Source organism: Cycloclasticus sp. P1 (assembly GCF_000299965.1).
Classification (GTDB): Bacteria; Pseudomonadota; Gammaproteobacteria; order Methylococcales; family Cycloclasticaceae; genus Cycloclasticus; species Cycloclasticus pugetii.
Window position 1 is genome coordinate 2,182,266 of the sequence record NC_018697.1, and the last position, 16,037, is coordinate 2,198,302.

Annotated in this window: 16 protein-coding genes; 9 read left to right on the forward strand and 7 right to left on the reverse strand. The window is 43.3% G+C overall.

Annotated features, from left to right (window positions below; genetic code table 11):
* Positions 1 to 74 precede the first annotated feature (74 nt).
* From Q91_RS10515 to Q91_RS10540, 6 genes are all read left to right on the forward strand, one after another.
* Positions 75 to 1,130: a sensor histidine kinase gene (locus tag Q91_RS10515; protein WP_015006883.1), complete on the forward strand. Its 1,056-nt coding sequence runs from the start codon at positions 75 to 77 to the stop codon at positions 1,128 to 1,130.
* Positions 1,127 to 1,867, forward strand: coding sequence for a LytTR family DNA-binding domain-containing protein (locus Q91_RS10520; protein ID WP_015006884.1), 741 nt, complete (start codon positions 1,127 to 1,129; stop codon positions 1,865 to 1,867). The genes Q91_RS10515 and Q91_RS10520 overlap by 4 nt, the downstream gene beginning before the upstream one ends.
* 65 nt (positions 1,868 to 1,932) lie before the next feature.
* Positions 1,933 to 2,862: a hydroxymethylbilane synthase gene (gene hemC, locus Q91_RS10525; RefSeq protein WP_015006885.1), complete on the forward strand. Its 930-nt coding sequence runs from the start codon at positions 1,933 to 1,935 to the stop codon at positions 2,860 to 2,862.
* Entirely contained in the window at positions 2,852 to 3,595 is a 744-nt protein-coding gene (locus Q91_RS10530; protein ID WP_015006886.1) for a uroporphyrinogen-III synthase, read from the forward strand. The genes hemC and Q91_RS10530 overlap by 11 nt, the downstream gene beginning before the upstream one ends.
* A 122-nt stretch (positions 3,596 to 3,717) precedes the next feature.
* Positions 3,718 to 4,971: a uroporphyrinogen-III C-methyltransferase gene (locus Q91_RS10535; protein WP_015006887.1), complete on the forward strand. Its 1,254-nt coding sequence runs from the start codon at positions 3,718 to 3,720 to the stop codon at positions 4,969 to 4,971.
* Between the two features lie 11 nt (positions 4,972 to 4,982).
* A complete protein-coding gene (locus Q91_RS10540) occupies positions 4,983 to 6,203 on the forward strand; it encodes a heme biosynthesis HemY N-terminal domain-containing protein (RefSeq protein ID WP_083857001.1) in 1,221 nt (406 codons plus the stop codon).
* Here the strand turns inward: Q91_RS10540 and ubiD are convergent.
* Positions 6,200 to 7,666, reverse strand: a complete 1,467-nt coding sequence (gene ubiD / locus Q91_RS10545) for a 4-hydroxy-3-polyprenylbenzoate decarboxylase (protein ID WP_015006889.1) — start codon at positions 7,664 to 7,666, stop codon at positions 6,200 to 6,202. The two genes, Q91_RS10540 and ubiD, sit on opposite strands and share 4 nt — an antisense overlap.
* 62 nt (positions 7,667 to 7,728) lie before the next feature.
* On the opposite strand from ubiD, the gene Q91_RS10550 reads away from it, so the two are divergent.
* Complete coding sequence (locus tag Q91_RS10550) at positions 7,729 to 7,959, forward strand: sulfurtransferase TusA family protein (RefSeq protein WP_015006890.1); 231 nt, start codon at positions 7,729 to 7,731, stop codon at positions 7,957 to 7,959.
* Between the two features lie 70 nt (positions 7,960 to 8,029).
* On the opposite strand, the gene Q91_RS10555 is transcribed toward Q91_RS10550, so the two are convergent.
* The 4 genes from Q91_RS10555 to Q91_RS10570 all read right to left on the reverse strand — a co-directional run bounded on the left by Q91_RS10555 (position 8,030) and on the right by Q91_RS10570 (position 12,357).
* Complete coding sequence (locus tag Q91_RS10555; protein WP_015006891.1) at positions 8,030 to 8,668, reverse strand: TIGR04211 family SH3 domain-containing protein; 639 nt, start codon at positions 8,666 to 8,668, stop codon at positions 8,030 to 8,032.
* Between the two features lies 1 nt (position 8,669).
* On the reverse strand, positions 8,670 to 10,745 hold the full coding sequence (prlC, locus tag Q91_RS10560) for an oligopeptidase A (protein ID WP_015006892.1): 2,076 nt from the start codon (positions 10,743 to 10,745) through the stop codon (positions 8,670 to 8,672).
* A gap of 101 nt (positions 10,746 to 10,846) precedes the next feature.
* Positions 10,847 to 11,785 carry a hypothetical protein gene (locus Q91_RS10565; RefSeq protein WP_015006893.1) on the reverse strand — a complete coding sequence of 313 codons (939 nt, stop codon included), beginning with the start codon at positions 11,783 to 11,785 and terminating at the stop codon, positions 10,847 to 10,849.
* Complete coding sequence (locus Q91_RS10570; RefSeq protein ID WP_015006894.1) at positions 11,785 to 12,357, reverse strand: LemA family protein; 573 nt, start codon at positions 12,355 to 12,357, stop codon at positions 11,785 to 11,787. Before Q91_RS10570 ends, Q91_RS10565 begins: the two co-directional genes overlap by 1 nt.
* Positions 12,358 to 12,409: 52 nt before the next feature.
* Between Q91_RS10570 and Q91_RS10575 the strand changes: the two genes are divergently transcribed.
* Positions 12,410 to 12,946, forward strand: coding sequence for a gamma carbonic anhydrase family protein (locus Q91_RS10575; protein WP_015006895.1), 537 nt, complete (start codon positions 12,410 to 12,412; stop codon positions 12,944 to 12,946).
* Positions 12,947 to 13,005: 59 nt separating this feature from the next.
* Entirely contained in the window at positions 13,006 to 14,178 is a 1,173-nt protein-coding gene (locus Q91_RS10580) for an EAL and HDOD domain-containing protein (protein ID WP_015006896.1), read from the forward strand.
* A gap of 31 nt (positions 14,179 to 14,209) precedes the next feature.
* On the opposite strand, the gene aroE is transcribed toward Q91_RS10580, so the two are convergent.
* Positions 14,210 to 15,022, reverse strand: a complete 813-nt coding sequence (aroE, locus tag Q91_RS10585) for a shikimate dehydrogenase (protein WP_015006897.1) — start codon at positions 15,020 to 15,022, stop codon at positions 14,210 to 14,212.
* Positions 15,022 to 16,035 carry a porphobilinogen synthase gene (gene hemB, locus Q91_RS10590; protein WP_016390856.1) on the reverse strand — a complete coding sequence of 338 codons (1,014 nt, stop codon included), beginning with the start codon at positions 16,033 to 16,035 and terminating at the stop codon, positions 15,022 to 15,024. Before hemB ends, aroE begins: the two co-directional genes overlap by 1 nt.
* Positions 16,036 to 16,037 lie beyond the last annotated feature (2 nt).

Sequence of the window (16,037 nt, forward strand, 5' to 3'; positions counted from 1 at the left end):
TGAATTTTCACCTAGTATATCACTTAAGAATCGCTTACTTTAGAACGAATAGAACATAGGCTAGCACTTCCAGCATGGACAAAAGTTCTCTCACACAACAAGCTTATTTTTTGCCGGACATGTGTCTTGCTAAGAATGTCCTGTATCTCACGCTTATTTCTCAATTACTGGCCATTATTCTTGCCTTAAATACCAGCTTTATAAGTGGTGACTTTTGGGTAGCGCTTAGTTTAAATGCCTTGTTTATTTTATGGGTTGCCTTTACATGCGCTGCTTTTTTTTGCGCTTTTAAAGAAAAAATAAACCGTTGTTCTTCAACCCAGATATGTCTTCTGATGTTTTTAACCATCAACCTTACAACCTTGTTCATTACCTGGGTCATCTCTTTTTTATTACCCCAGCTAGACCTATTTACAAGTTCCCCAAATAGCTACCTTAGTATCTATTTAAGAAATACGGGTATCAGTATTATCTTTAGCCTTATTTTATTACGCTTTCTATACATTCAATTTCAATGGCGCAGACAAATAAAGGCAGAAGCCGATGCACAACTTGATGCATTACAGGCCCGTATTCGACCACATTTTTTATTTAATAGCCTAAATACCATTGCCAGCCTAACGCGAATAGACCCACCCTTGGCTGAGTCGCTGACAGAAGACTTAGCTGAATTATTTCGAGCTAATATGCAAACCTCTAAACGACTGATTCCTTTTAGCCAAGAACTTGCTTTCATTCAACAATATTTAAATATCGAGCAAACCCGTTTAGGTGATCGGTTAACCATACGGTTAGATATTTCAAACATCCCAAGCGATGCCCTCATCCCGCCGTTAAGCATTCAACCTATCATTGAAAATGCCGTTTACCATGGTATTGAAACGGTCGGTGACGGCGGCGAGCTGAATATTTCTGGCAGTATGGAAAAAAGTATTATTCGTTTACTCGTCAAAAACCCTATTGGCAATGAACACGCATCAAAGGAGCGAGGCGGAAACAAGATGGCCTTGCATAATATCCGCCTTCGAATGGAGCAATGCTTCCCAGGGCAAAGCCAGTTACTGGTCAGCTCAAGCGATTTAGAATTCCAGACCCAACTTAAATTTCCATACCAAAAGTCCCTCTTATGAAAATCTTAATTGCAGATGATGAACCACTGGCAAGGCAACGTTTAAAAAGACTAGTCGATGCAATTAGCAGCCACCACACTGTCTATGCCGATGCCAGTAATGGGGTTGACGCATTAAAGCAATGCATTGATATTCAACCTGAGCTGGCTTTACTGGATATTCGCATGCCAAAAATGGATGGTTTGCAAACCGCTACTGAAATAGCAAACGCTCAATTAAAAACACGGGTAGTCTTTGTCACCGCCTACGACGAATACGCTATTGAGGCTTTTGATAAAAATGCCATTGATTATTTGCTTAAGCCGGTTAAACAAGCTCGATTAGATCAAGCCATTGATAAAGCAGCGCAATACATGGCGCAGCCCATCGATATCAAACAAGCCGCGCCATTATTATCACGACCACGCCAACACCTTTGCGCTCATACACATCATGGCCTTAAAGTCCTGAACGTCAACGATATCTTATTCTTCAAAGCTGACCATAAATACGTTCTCGCGGCGACTGCAACAGAGTCGATATTAATCGAAGACTCGCTGAAATTACTGGAGGAAGAATTCGGCACACAATTCTTTCGCATTCATCGTAATGCCTTGGTTAATACAACTGCCATACACGCTATTACAAAATCTGCCTCGGGCCAATTCGAGCTGCAGCTTAAAGGCTATAAAGACACCTTGAGCATCAGTCGACGACACAAAGCCGAATTAAACCGTTTTCTGCGACAGAAAGACTGAGTCTCCTTAAACATGTCGTCACCGGCTGATATAATCCGTCTATCTCACAACCCTTTGTTACCGTCATGTCTCTGATTAAAATCGCAACTCGCAAAAGCCCATTAGCCCTTTGGCAAGCTGAACACGTCGCTAAATTGCTAAAAGCATCACACCCTTCACTTGAAATTGAGTTGGTTAAAATGGTCACCCAAGGTGACAAAATTCTTGACGCCCCCTTAGCAAAAATTGGTGGTAAAGGCCTTTTTATTAAAGAGCTTGAGCAGGGAATGCTAAATGGTGATGCAGACCTCGCCGTTCACTCGATGAAAGATGTACCCGCTCAAGTACCAGAGGGCTTTGAAATTGGCGCTATTTTGTCACGTGAAGACCCTCGGGATGCCTTTGTTTCCAACGCCTACTCAAGCATTAACGATTTACCCCTAGGCGCTGTTGTTGGCACCTCAAGTCTTAGGCGTCAGAGCCAGCTACTTAAAATGCGCCCTGACTTACACATCAAATCACTTCGAGGAAACGTAAATAGTCGCCTGCAAAAGCTAGATAACGGCGATTATGATGCCATTATTCTTGCTGCAGCGGGTCTGATTCGCCTTGGTTTTGAGAACAGAATAAAAATGGCCCTTCCGGTTAACACATTGTTGGCGGCTATTGGCCAAGGCGCTATCGGCATAGAATGTAGGCAGGGCGACACGGCAACACTAGCGCTCATTGAATGCTTACATGACAAGCCTACAGCTATTCGTGTGCAGGCCGAACGCGCCATGAATTTCACACTGGAAGGTGGGTGCCAAGCCCCCATCGCGGGGCACGCAAGAATTAAAGGTGATATTTTACGCCTACATGGTTTGGTCGCAGAACCTGATGGCAGTGTAATGATCACTGAACAACTAGAAGGCCCCCTTGAGGATGCAGAAAAGATTGGCGTTACCGTTGCTAACCGTCTCTTAGCTGCCGGTGCTAAGGAGATTCTAGACAAACTGTACGATCATGCAGAGTAATGAAAAAACTGTCTTAGTCACGCGGCCGGCCCATCAATCAGATCACCTATGTGGCCTGTTAACGGCAGCAGGCTTTACACCAATTCGCTACCCAACCATAGCGATTCAAGCTGTTGAAAATACAGCGCATATTAGCAACACTTTATACCAGCATAGTAACTACGATTACCTGATTTTTATCAGTGCAAATGCAGTTATACAGGCCGATCGCCTAATAGATCATCAATGGCAAAAAACACCTTCTGGCATGATTGCCATTGGGCCTAAAACAGCCGACACGCTGGACCAACTCGGTTTAAAACCTGCCATTACTGCCGCTAAACCCTTTAATTCTGAGCGCCTACTTACACAGCTTCCAAGCGACCTTAAGCAAAAAAAAGGGCTCATCATTAAAGGCAAAGGAGGCCGTACTTTATTGGCTGAACAATTACAAAAACGCGGCATGACCGTTGATACTCTTGACGTATACCAACGCACATTACCTAATAATTACAAGACAAGCCACAACAAGAAACCCGCCTACATCACTATCACTAGTCAACTGGCCTTAGACAACCTATTTCTAATCCCGCCAAGGCCTATTGGTGAGCTTAAACAACAGTGTACTTTCGTGGTCTTTAGCGAACGACTTGCCCGCTACGCCAGCAGTCTTGACTGCCAACATCTGCTCATTAGTCATGGGGCTAGCGATAAAGGCTTAGTCTCTGCCATCAACCAAGACAAAAAACGCTAACAAATTTTTTTAAGCATCGTAGCTGTTTCGGCGCTATACTGAAGAGGACCATAACTGACTTTACAACCATTAGGCTCTATGTATTGAAATGACCTAATCTTTATCACTCACGGATATCTGTCATGAATGACTCATCAAAACAGGAAGCGCACACTGAAGACAAACCTAACCCTAAGGCAAGCAGTAAGCAGCCTGAAAAGGTAGTGGCAAAGACATCATCTACTAATCAGCCCAAACAAAAATCAAGAAGTGCGATTGCTTGGCTGGCCATTTTTTTAGTTATTCTGGCCACCATGGCTGGGTACCTCGCCTTTAAGCAACTCACTCAACACATTAGTCAGCTGTCGAGCAGCATCGACGCACTTAAAAACGACACGTCCGGAGCTTCAAACGAACTCCAATCTAAAACCCGTCAAGTTAGCAATCAGTTATCAGACCTTAACTCACACGTTGAGCAGCTCGAGCAGTCGGCAGATGAAAGGATCACTTTATTACAACAACAAGTCGGCAAAAATAGGCGTCAATGGCTTATTGCTGAAGCTGAGTATTTAGTGAGTGTGGCCAATACCCGCTTACAATTAGCCGGAGACGTTGATACCGCCATTGTTGCTCTACAGACCGCTGATCAACGACTTAAAGAAAATGGCGACCCCCTAACATTTGCCATTCGTCAACAAATAGCAAAAGAAATAAACCTTCTCAACAGTACCGTCTTACCAGATACGGTAGGTCTTTCGTCGCAACTTTTGGCCCTAGAAGACGCCGTTTCTAGCATGGGTATTAAAGCGCCTCATGCCGGTACCGCTCAAGCACCTGAAATTGGTAAAGGTGATGCCTCCCCTATTCCAGAAAATATTCAAGACACCCTTAACGATGCTTGGGAGAGCTTCAGTAAATTAATCGTCGTTCGGCGCAGCGATAAACCTTTAGCCGCGTTGATGACACCAGAGCGCATTGAACTGATTAGAAAAAATTTAGCCTTAAAGCTTGAATCAGCCAGGCTAGCCTTAATTAACCAGCAACAAGCCCTTTACACTGCGAACATCGCCATTGCTAAAACTTGGCTAGGTGATTACTTTGATAATAACAACCCTGCTGTAAAAACGGCCCTTAAGCAACTTGATAAGCTTGAAAATACAGTCATCAAAGCTGAGCTTCCCTCTATTGCCTTATCGTTAAAGATGCTGCGCGATTTGCCCCTATTAAGCATGTCAGCCGAAGACAGTACCGCCCCTTCAATCACTATTGCTACCCCTGCTTCCATAGAAAAAAAGGATCTCAGCTCACAGCCACCAGCTGAAGAACCAGCCCCCCTCGCAATAGACAATAACATGCCAACTTCGGCAGCTCCGGAACCTACTAAAGCAGAGCAATAGAGGCAAGCACTATGAAACTAATACTTCTTCTCATACTCGCTCTAGTCATCGCTAGTGGACTTGCTTATCAGGTACATCTGGAACCTGGATACGCCCTTTTAACTTATGGGCACGTATCCATTGAGACGTCTCTGGCAGTCCTGTTGTTTGTTACATTGATTATTTTCATTGGTTTTTATTTCTCTTTAAGAGCCCTGCTCACTCTTAAACGTAGTCCCAAAAGCATCAGCAGATGGAACCAAAAACGTAAAACGACCCGCTCACAAAAAGAAATTAATAAAGGCCTGATTAATTCTGCCGAAGGCAATTGGCAGCGCTCTGAAAAACTCTTAGTCAAGCATGCTGAACAAAGTGACACCCCTTTATTGAACTACCTTAGCGCCGCCCATGCCGCCCAGTCTCAAGGCGCTTATAATCGCCGAGATGAATATTTATTTAAGGCAGGCAAGACGTTGCCCGACCAAATACATGCCATTCAACTAACACGTGCTAAGTTACAACTCGCCGCTGGTCAATTTGAACAGGCGCTTGCCACACTGCAACAGCTAAGAACAGCAACACCTAACCACCCTATTGTTTTAACGTTGTTAATGAAAACACACCTACAGTTAAACGAGTGGGAAGCTCTTTATCATTTACTACCATCCATAAAAAACAACCGAAAAATTGCTTCACAAGAGTGGCTGCCGGTTGAAGAAAAAGTGTTAACACAGTTATTTTCAAACAACCTTGAGTCTGGCCAATTAACGCTTAGTATGATTTGGAAGGCACTCGACAAAAAACAGAAGCTAAACCCTCGTTACCTGATCGCTTACACTTCTCAACTGATTCGCACAGGCGATAATGCCACCGCTGAAGAGCTATTGATTAAGGGCCTAAATGCACAAGCAAACCCTGACTTACTGGCTCGGTATATGCAATTAACTATTCCAGCAGAAAAAAAACAGCAGCAGCTAGAAAAATGGTTACGAAAACATGGGGCCAGCAGCGAATTTTTTAATGCACTGGCGCAACTTTGCATAGAGCAAGAGCATTGGAGCAAAGCTAAATCATACCTAGACGACAGCATTTCACTGCAACCGTCTAGCTTAGCCTATCTGCTATTAGGCCAAGTGCAAGAACAGTTAGGTGACCCTAATAACGAGGCAAGCGCCCACTATAAAACGGGGCTTGAGCTGAGCATAAACGCAAACAAACTAAACCTGGCTCCATCAACAAGCCAATCCAGCTAATCTAGCCCTAAGGTTGACCATAGTTCGTCAATCTTAAGCTTAACCGGTACGCTCATTTCAATCGGCTTACCCCATTCTCGCGTGGTTTCCCCTGGCCATTTGTTTGTCGCATCCAAACCCATTTTTGAACCTAAGCCAGAAACTGGCGACGCAAAATCTAAATAATCAATCGGCGTGTTTTCAATCAACGTCGTATCTCTGGATGGATCAACACGTGTGGTCATGGCCCAAATAACTGATTCCCAATCACGAATATCCACATCATCATCCGTCACAATAACAAACTTGGTATACATAAATTGCCGTAAAAATGACCAAATACCAAACATGATTCGTTTTGCATGCCCTGGGTATTGCTTTTTAATGCTGACTATCGCCATTCGATAAGAACAGCCTTCTGGTGGTAAGTAAAAGTCTTGAATTTCAGGAAATTGTTTTTTTAAAATCGGCACAAATACTTCATTCAACGAAACACCCAAAATAGCAGGCTCATCAGGTGGCTTGCCCGTATAGGTTGAATGATAGATAGGGTTTTTACGATGCGTTATTTTTTCAATCGTAAAAACAGGAAAACGTTCAACTTCATTGTAGTAGCCTGTATGGTCACCAAACGGCCCTTCATCTGCCATTTCATCAGGGTATAAATAGCCTTCCAGAACAATCTCAGCACTAGAAGGAACTTGTAGATCATGCGTTAAGCAATCTGCAATTTCTGTTTTAGAACCACGTAATAACCCTGCAAATGCATATTCTGATAACGCATCCGGCACAGGCGTTACCGCCGCCAAAATGGTGGCAGGGTCAGCGCCCAACACAACGGCTATTGGAAAGGGCTCCCCTGGGTGTTCTGCTTGCCATGCTTTAAAATCTAGCGCTCCGCCTCTATGCGCTAACCACCGCATAATGACTTTATTGCGCCCAATCACCTGTTGACGATAAATACCTAGGTTTTGCCGTTTTGCTAATGGCCCCTTAGTGATGACTAATGGCCACGTAATCAGTGGCCCCGCATCATCAGGCCAACATGTTTGAATCGGAAAATCAGCCAAATTAACAGCCTCTCCTTCAATAACAACCTGCTGGCACACGGGTTTTTTAACCACCTTTGGCGCCATATTAAGTACTTGCTTATAAACCGGTAATTTTGCCCAAGCATCCTTTACACCTTCTGGTGGCTCAGGTTCTTTAAGTGCTGCCAGCACTTCACCGACATCCCTTAATGCACTAACAGTATCTTGCCCCATCCCTAAAGCAACCCGTTTCGGCGTTCCGAATAAATTAGCTAAAACCGGTATCGAATAACCTTTAGGGTTTTCAAATAGTATTGCTGGTCCTTCCTGTTTCAACACCCGGTCACATATCTCTGTCATCTCAAGATGAGGGTCAACCTCTTGATTGACTCGCTTTAACTCACCTAACTGTTCAAGTTTTGAGATAAAATCACGTAAATCCTTATAATCCATACTTACTTTAGACTGTTCATTATGATGAGATTATAAAGTAACACCAATATAAAAACTAAGATATGAAATACGATATAACACTGGATGCGAAAGGCTTAAACTGCCCGCTACCGTTATTAAGACTCAAGCAACAGCTTCAAAAATCTAGCCCGGGCGACATTATTAAAATGTTAGCAACCGACCCTGCCTCTCATCTTGATGTTGGCGTGTTTATTGATAAATCAAACCATCAAATGTTAAGGCATGAACGCGATGATGATATTCAATGCTTTTACATTAAAGTGGCCGATTAATAGAACTACTGCTTACATCACCAAAATGCAACAAAGGCGCTAATCAAAGCGCCTTTGTTGTTGGAAATGCTTAAATTCTAAACCCACCATGCCGTTTCAGCTGACGGGCATCTTGAAATTTTATACCCAGATACACACCAATAAGCATACTAAGAACCAATAACAACAGACTTAGTCCTGTAAAAGAAAAGCTGACGGGCTCATTATCTGTTGGCGGCGGCACCGTTTTTGTCACATTGGCTACCAACGGGTGTTGCTCATTCTCTTGCTGTAGCTGTTGAATGGTCTTTTCCGCCTTAGCCAACGCCTCTTGTAGTTCTTCAGTGATACGTTGATCGTTCTTTTGCTCATTCGGCACAACCTCTTCAGTCGGCTGATTTAATTTCGTTAATGTCGCTTCTGCACGATCTAGCTTTTCTTGAAGCTGCCTGTATTTACTTTGAAGTGAAAGCAGCCTAACCTTTGCCGGCTTTTCTTCTGATAAAAACCGTTTTTCAACCCACCCCGTTTCACCACCCACCAACTGCACTTTTACAAAGCCCTTAGCCTCACCTATTAATTCAACAGGTGTGCCACTTGGGAGTAACTGTGTAGGTTGTTCACTATTATTAGGTTCAGCATACATGCCAGCTAATAATTTATCAGTTATATGTGCTGCATTCGCCATGGCTGGCAAAAACAACAGCAAAAAGAAAACGTGCTTTAACATCTTATGCTGCAATGCCTGAATGCTTCAAGAGAGCATCTATTGTTGGCTTTCTTCCTCTAAACGCTGTAAATAATTCAAGCGCATCATCGCTCCCTCCCTTTTCTAAAATGTTGTGTAAAAAAGAACGCCCTGTTTGCTCATCAAAGATTCCTTTTTCTTCAAACAACGAAAAAGCATCGCTAGATAGAACCTCCGCCCACTTATAACTGTAATAGCCTGCCGCATAACCTCCTGCAAAAATATGTGAAAAGCTATTCGGAAAACGATTAAATTCTGGTGTTTTAACAACACTAACATCCGCTCTAACTTGTTCCAACACATCATAAATTTGCGAATCGTTTGTTGCGTCATATTCCAAATGAATTCGAAAATCAAATATTGAAAATTCAATCTGCCTCACCATCTGCATACCCGACTGAAAGTTCTTCGCTGCCAACATTTTTTCAAATATTTCCTGTGGCAGTACCTCACCCGTTTTATAGTGACCAGAAATTAACGGCATTACCTCTGCTTGCCAGCACCAGTTTTCCATAAACTGGCTAGGTAACTCAACGGCATCCCATTCCACACCATGTATGCCGGACACACTTAAGTAATCAACTTGTGTCAGCATATGGTGCAAGCCATGTCCAAACTCATGAAAGAGCGTTTCTACTTCGCCATGAGTTAGCAACGATGGGTCTTCACCGATAGGTGGGGTGAAATTACACGTTAGATACGCAACCGGCGTTTGCACCCCGTCTTTCTTTTTAAAACGGGTCACGCACTCATCCATCCAAGCCCCTCCTCGCTTATGCGGACGAGCAAAAAGATCAATAAAGAACCGACCTCGGTGAACACCTTTTTCATCCGTAATGGAAAAAAGCTGCACATCTTTATGCCAGGTATTAACGTCTTTTACTTCTGAAATATTAAGCCCATACAGTTTCTCAACCACCTTAAACATCCCTGTTAATACACGATTTGCAGGAAAATATGGCTTCACTTCTTCTTGAGAAAACTGATACCTCTCTTGACGTAGCTTTTCTGAATAATAAGCGACATCCCACGATTCAACAGCACCTTTATGTCCTTGCTTAGCAGCGAAGTCACATAAGGTCGCATAATCTTTTTTAGCCATTGGCAAAGAGCTATCGGCCAATTGATTTAAAAATGTCAGTACATCCTCAGGCTTATCGGCCATTTTGGTGGCCAACGATAAATGAGCATAACTTTTGTAACCTAACAATTGTGCCTTTTCATGTCGCAAGCCCACGATGTCTTTCATCAACTGTGAATTATCCCAGCTTTCTTTGCCAGTTCCTCGATCAGATGCCCTTGTTACAAAAGCATGATGTATGGCATAGCGTAACTCACGGTTATCTGCATACGTCATAATTGCCATATAGCACGGGAACTCTAACGTCAGCATCCAACCGTCTTGGTCCTTTTGCTGCGCTGTTTGACGGAGTAGATCCATCGCCGATGCGGGCAAGCCTTGCAAATCAGCCTCATCTGTCACCAATTGACTCCAATCATTGGTGGCATCCATTAAATTTTCTTCAAATTGGTTCGTTAATGTCGACAATTGCTGCGATATATCCATATAACGTTGTTTTTTATCACTCGGCAAAGCCACCCCCGACAACTCAAAGTCGCGCAACGCATTATCAATAATCTTTTTTTGTGCCGTGCTCAATACCTTATACTCAGCCCCTTTTTTAATCGAAAGATAAGCAAGGTAGAGCTCTTTATTTTGGCCAATTTCTGTTGAGTATTCGCTGAGCTTAGGTAAACAATTAGAATACGCTTCACGCCACTCGTCATTGTTCATCACCGAGTTTAAGTGACTGACTGGCGACCACACTCGGTTTAAATAATCATCCATCAATTCAATCGGGTGCACCAGGTTTTCCCAGCTGTATTCTTTGCCCCCCTCAAGCAAAGAAGCTATTTCTCTTTTGTTTTTTGCTAGCACCTCATTAATAGCTGGCTCAATATCGGCTGCTGTTATTTCACTAAAGTGCGGAAGCTCAAATTCTTCTAATAAAGGGTTTGTCATATTTTTATACAGTTGAAAAATAAAGTATTTTCGCATGCTTCAGTGCAGCTTCCAAGCCTCAACACTTTGCATAACGAATACTTAAACTAAGAAGCCTAGCTGACTGCCAAAGAAAACCGACACTGGTCTTTAGAAAACTAGCCCATACGCACATTCATCATCCACAGCGCCACCCCACTTATGGCAAAAAACAAACACAGCGACACCCAAGATTTATATTGAAACCTCGCGGTAAGCACTGCCTCATTTTTTGTTGAAATTAAAAATGGTTTGCGGCTACTCATTGGTCTTTCAATTATATGCTCAACAGGTCCACGGTGCTGACGGGCTAACTCCTCTGCCAACTGGTGTTTTGCAATAAGAACAGCCTTTTCCCACTCCGCTGAATCAATGTGCCCATCGCGGTCTTCATCAAAACGGTTTAATAGCATCCGCGGGTTGCTTTTCCATTGCCTTAATATCGCCGCTAAAGACTCATCCTTTGTTGGCAACGCCAGTTCCTTAAACGACTTAAAGTCACCAAGAACATACAATTGATCACCTTCATGAATGCGTTTTTCGCTATAACGGTATCGCTTAGCAAGAGCAAACGCACTTGAACTAAAGCCTTTTGGACCTGCGGTTGGAAAAGGTGAACTGCCATACCAAGTATCAGAAACCGAATGGATTACTTCAGCATCATCTGGGTTAACAATTGCCCGCCCCGTTTTACCATGCAGAGAAAACATGCCGTCACTAATACCAGTTTCAAAAAGGCTCCAACTGGTACGGCTACGCCCCCGCACATAATGCGACTGTTTCTCTTCTACTTTATACCAATACCAAACACAGCTTTGCTTCGTTAAGGGCGCAATAATAGGCTCGCCAGGTAATAATCTAGCGATGCCAGCAAACTCGTTATAACCTTGTGATGCCGACCTGATCAGTGCCGTCGGCGTGTCCTGCATAATGCGATAACGCCACAAATAACGAAAATAAAAATATAGGCAGGCCAAGGAAATTAGGCATGTAGCAATAAAATATACCCAAAACTCATCAGCCGACAAGCGTTCAATGGCCTCTGCCCACTCATTCATTATTCAAATAATTTTTTAACATTAACATCGGCCGTTTGTGACGCTTCAAACTCTAATAAATCAAAATCATTAAAGTTAAAGAATTTTGCTATCAATACATCTGGAAATTGCTCAATACGGACATTATTTAAATTCACGCTTTCATTATAAAATTCACGTCGGTCCGCGATGTTATTCTCTAGCTGACTTATTCTATTTTGCAGCTCTTTAAACGACTCATTTGCTTTTAGTTCAGGGTAGGCTTCGGCAACGGCAAATAGGTTCATGAGACCTTGCCGCATCTGTGTTTCCGCCTTCCCTAATGCCGCCACATCTGACTCGCCTAGGGCATTTGAAACGCCCGAGCGCGCCAACATAACTTTTTCCAAGGTGTCTTGCTCATGTTTCATGTATTGCCGACACGTTTCAACCAATTTTGGTAACTCATCATGTCGCTGCTTAAGCAACACATCAATGTTTGACCACGCTTTTGATACGCTATGTTTCAAGCTCACTAAGCTGTTATACAACGCTATTCCATAGCCCACTAAGACAACAATAACGGCCAATGCCATAAATCCTGATACACTCATGTCTTTCTCCCTTTAACAAATACTCACTAAAGTATAGAACAGGAAATCGCACATGCACGTTAAATCTTTTGACTCTAAAACACCGCGAATTGAAGACTCTACCTTTATCCACGATACCGCCGTTGTTATTGGCGACGTTGAACTTGCTGCCGATGTGTCTATTTGGCCATTAGCCGTTGTTCGTGGCGACATTCATAGTATTAAAATTGGTCGTCGTTCTAATATTCAAGATGGTAGCGTTATACACGTTACCCATGCCAGTGACTTTAACCCGGGGGGCTACCCTGTTGTGATTGGAGAAGACGTAACCGTTGGGCATAAGGTGACACTGCATGGCTGCACCATTGGTAATCGTTGCCTGATTGGAATGGGCGCTATTGTGATGGATGGCGCTATCGTCAATGACCAAGTGATAATTGGTGCTGGGAGTCTTGTCCCTCCGGGAAAGGTATTAGAAAGTGGCTATTTATATATTGGCTCTCCAGTCAAAAAAGCTCGGCCCATTAATGAAAAAGAAGCCCAGTTTTTAACCTATTCACCGCAGAACTACGTTCGATTGAAAAATAAATACCTTAACGAGGCAACCTAATGCGTTTCTTCAACTAAACTGAAAGGTATCATTCATTAATTATCCTAAGGGCTACTGTCATGCGTCATTTCTCGTTTGCTCGACAACCCATACTAAACCGCTCCTTAGAACTTCACGCCTATGAATTCTTGTATCGCCCGATTGAAGATGAAAAGCAACAAACACATTCTCTTACTGCTGAGGTTATCGCTTCTTCTGCCTTAGACTTAGGGTTACAAAAAGCAGCAAACAACCACTTTGTTTTTATCAATATATCGTATGAAGATTTATTTAGCCCTCTGATTGAAGCTCTGCCTTCTGAGCAAGTTATCTTAGAGTTATTAGAAGACATTCAACCTGACGCTAGTCTTATCGAAAGAGCTCAAGAGCTTTCAGAAAAGGGGTTTACTTTCGCTCTTGATGACTTCGTGTACAGCCCAAAATGGGACCCTTTAATCGAATTAGCCTCTATTATTAAGTTTGATTTAACCCTCACCTCCATCGAGGTCAACAAAGCCTTAATTGAAAAACTCCAACCCTGTGCTATACAATTTTTAGCTGAAAAAATAGAGACCTTCGACGACTTCAATGCCTATAAGCAAATAGGCTGCGAGCTATTTCAGGGATATTTCTTTTCAAGACCAGAGTTAATAAAAGGGCGTACTGTTAGCGCTAGCACGTTTGCTATCATCCAACTTCTAGCCCATGTTAACCAGGTGGACATTTCAATGTCTGAACTCGAAAGCACCATTGAAAAGGACCCTAATCTTACCCATATGCTTTTAAAGTATTTAAACTCTGCCAGCTTCTCGTTCAAAAACCCCATTGAACGAATTAAACAAGCCATTGTTATCTTAGGTATTGATGAAACAAAGAAGTGGGCGACATTAATTAGCTTGCGCAGCATCCCTTCTAAACCCTTAGAGCTTATAAAGCATGCCTTAGTACGTGCTAAATTGGCAGAAAACATTGCCGTAAAGAACGACAAAGCACACCCAAACAGCTATTTTCTAATGGGGCTGCTGTCTACATTGGATGCCTTATTAGACATGACAATGAAGGAGGCCGTTAAACCCCTACCCTTGAAAAGTGAGATTATAGACGCCTTAGTTGAACAAAAAGGTGAGATGGGTGAGGTCTTAAAAATAATCATTAAACATGAGCAGCAACTTCATTGGCCCATAGGTGATAACTATTCAAACGACTATTTAAAAGCATGCCAATGGGCTGATGATGCTAGCTCATCAATTTAACTTTACAAGCTCAACAGCATTTCAATGCGCTTTACTTTAGCCCCTTTAAGACGGCTGAAGTCTCAGGCATAACTCCACGCCAAAGATGAAACGCATGCGCTGCTTGCTCGACTAACATACCCCGACCATCCACTGATAAGCGGGCGCCTTCTTGCATACCCCAACACACAAATGCTGTCGGCTGCTCACTATACGCCAAATCATAGCAAACCCCGTTCGGCGACAATAAGCCATTTGCTATCTCAGGCAAAGAACCACTTAAACTGGCCGATGTCGCATTAATGATCAAATCAAATTGCTTTCCTGCTAAGTCTTCATAACTTGAAGACTGAATTCGGCCCAATGAAGAAAATAAAACTTCCATTGCTTTTGCTTTTGAGACAGTTCTATTAGCCAAATAAAGTTGCCTAGGCTTTGCCTCGAGCAACGGCCCTAGTATTCCACGAGATGCTCCGCCAGCACCCAACACAAGGACTCGCTGATCATCTATCGCCACCCCTAAATTTGTGCAAAGGTCAGTTAACAGCCCTATACCATCGGTATTATCACCTAATAAAGAACCATCGTCTAAACGCTTAATCGTATTAACCGCCCCACTAAATTTAGCGCGCTGTGTTAATTGGTCTACTGCTTCATATGCGAGCTCTTTCAAAGGTACGGTGCAATTAACACCTTTTCCACCAGCCTTAAAAAAATCAGCAAGCGCTTCATTAAACACGTCGGGCTTCACTTCCTGCGCCTCATAGCTTAATTGCTGCCCAGTCTGATCAGCAAACTGTCGGTGAATAATAGGCGATAAGCTGTGCCCAATGGGAAACCCAAATACTGCGTAGCGATCCGTCATTATTTTTCTTCCGTTAGCCAGCGTGCCACATCTTTTGCAAAGTAAGTTAAAACACCCTGCGCACCTGCCCGTTTAAATGCCAGTAAAGACTCTAAAACAACAGCTCGCTCCTCAAGCCAAGCATTTTGTACCGCTGCCTTTATCATTGCGTACTCCCCACTCACCTGATAAGCAAATACGGGGGTGTCAAACGATTCAGCCACCCGACGAACAATATCTAGGTAGGGCATGCCTGGCTTGACCATTACCATGTCAGCACCTTCTTCAATATCTAAGCCGACTTCAATCAATGCCTCATCGGTATTTGCACAGTCCATTTGATAACTGTACTTATTGCCTGCTCCTAACTGAGCCGCTGAACCCACTGCATCCCTAAACGGGCCATAAAAACTGGATGCATATTTCGCCGAATAGGCCAAAATTTTAGTATTCGTATAGCCCTCTACCTCCAGTGCTTCGCGGATTGCACCCACACGGCCATCCATCATATCAGAGGGTGCCACCACATCAGCCCCCGCTTCTGCATGGGACAAGGCTTGTTTTACCAACACCTCCACCGTGTCATCGTTTAACACATAACCAGTATCGTCAATCAACCCATCCTGACCATGAGTTGTAAAAGGGTCTAAGGCGACATCGGTAATAACACCTAGCTCCGGCAATGCAGCCTTTAACGCCCGAACTGCTCTTTGCGCCAAACCTTGCGGGTTCCACGCTTCCTCTGCTGAACTTGTTTTAACACTCGCGGGCGTCACAGGAAATAAGGCAATCGCAGGCACCCCTAGTGTCACGAGTTCACGCGCTTCGTCCACCAACAAATCAATACTAAGTCGCTCAACACCCGGCATAGAATCGATTGTTTGACGTTGGCTCTCGCCCTCAATCACAAATACGGGGTAAATCAGATCATCCGTTGTTAACACTGTTTCACGCATTAAACGGCGACTAAACTGGCTTGATCGCATACGTCGTTGCCTTCTGACTAGAATCGAGTTTGTTTTATTGATCTTCATTT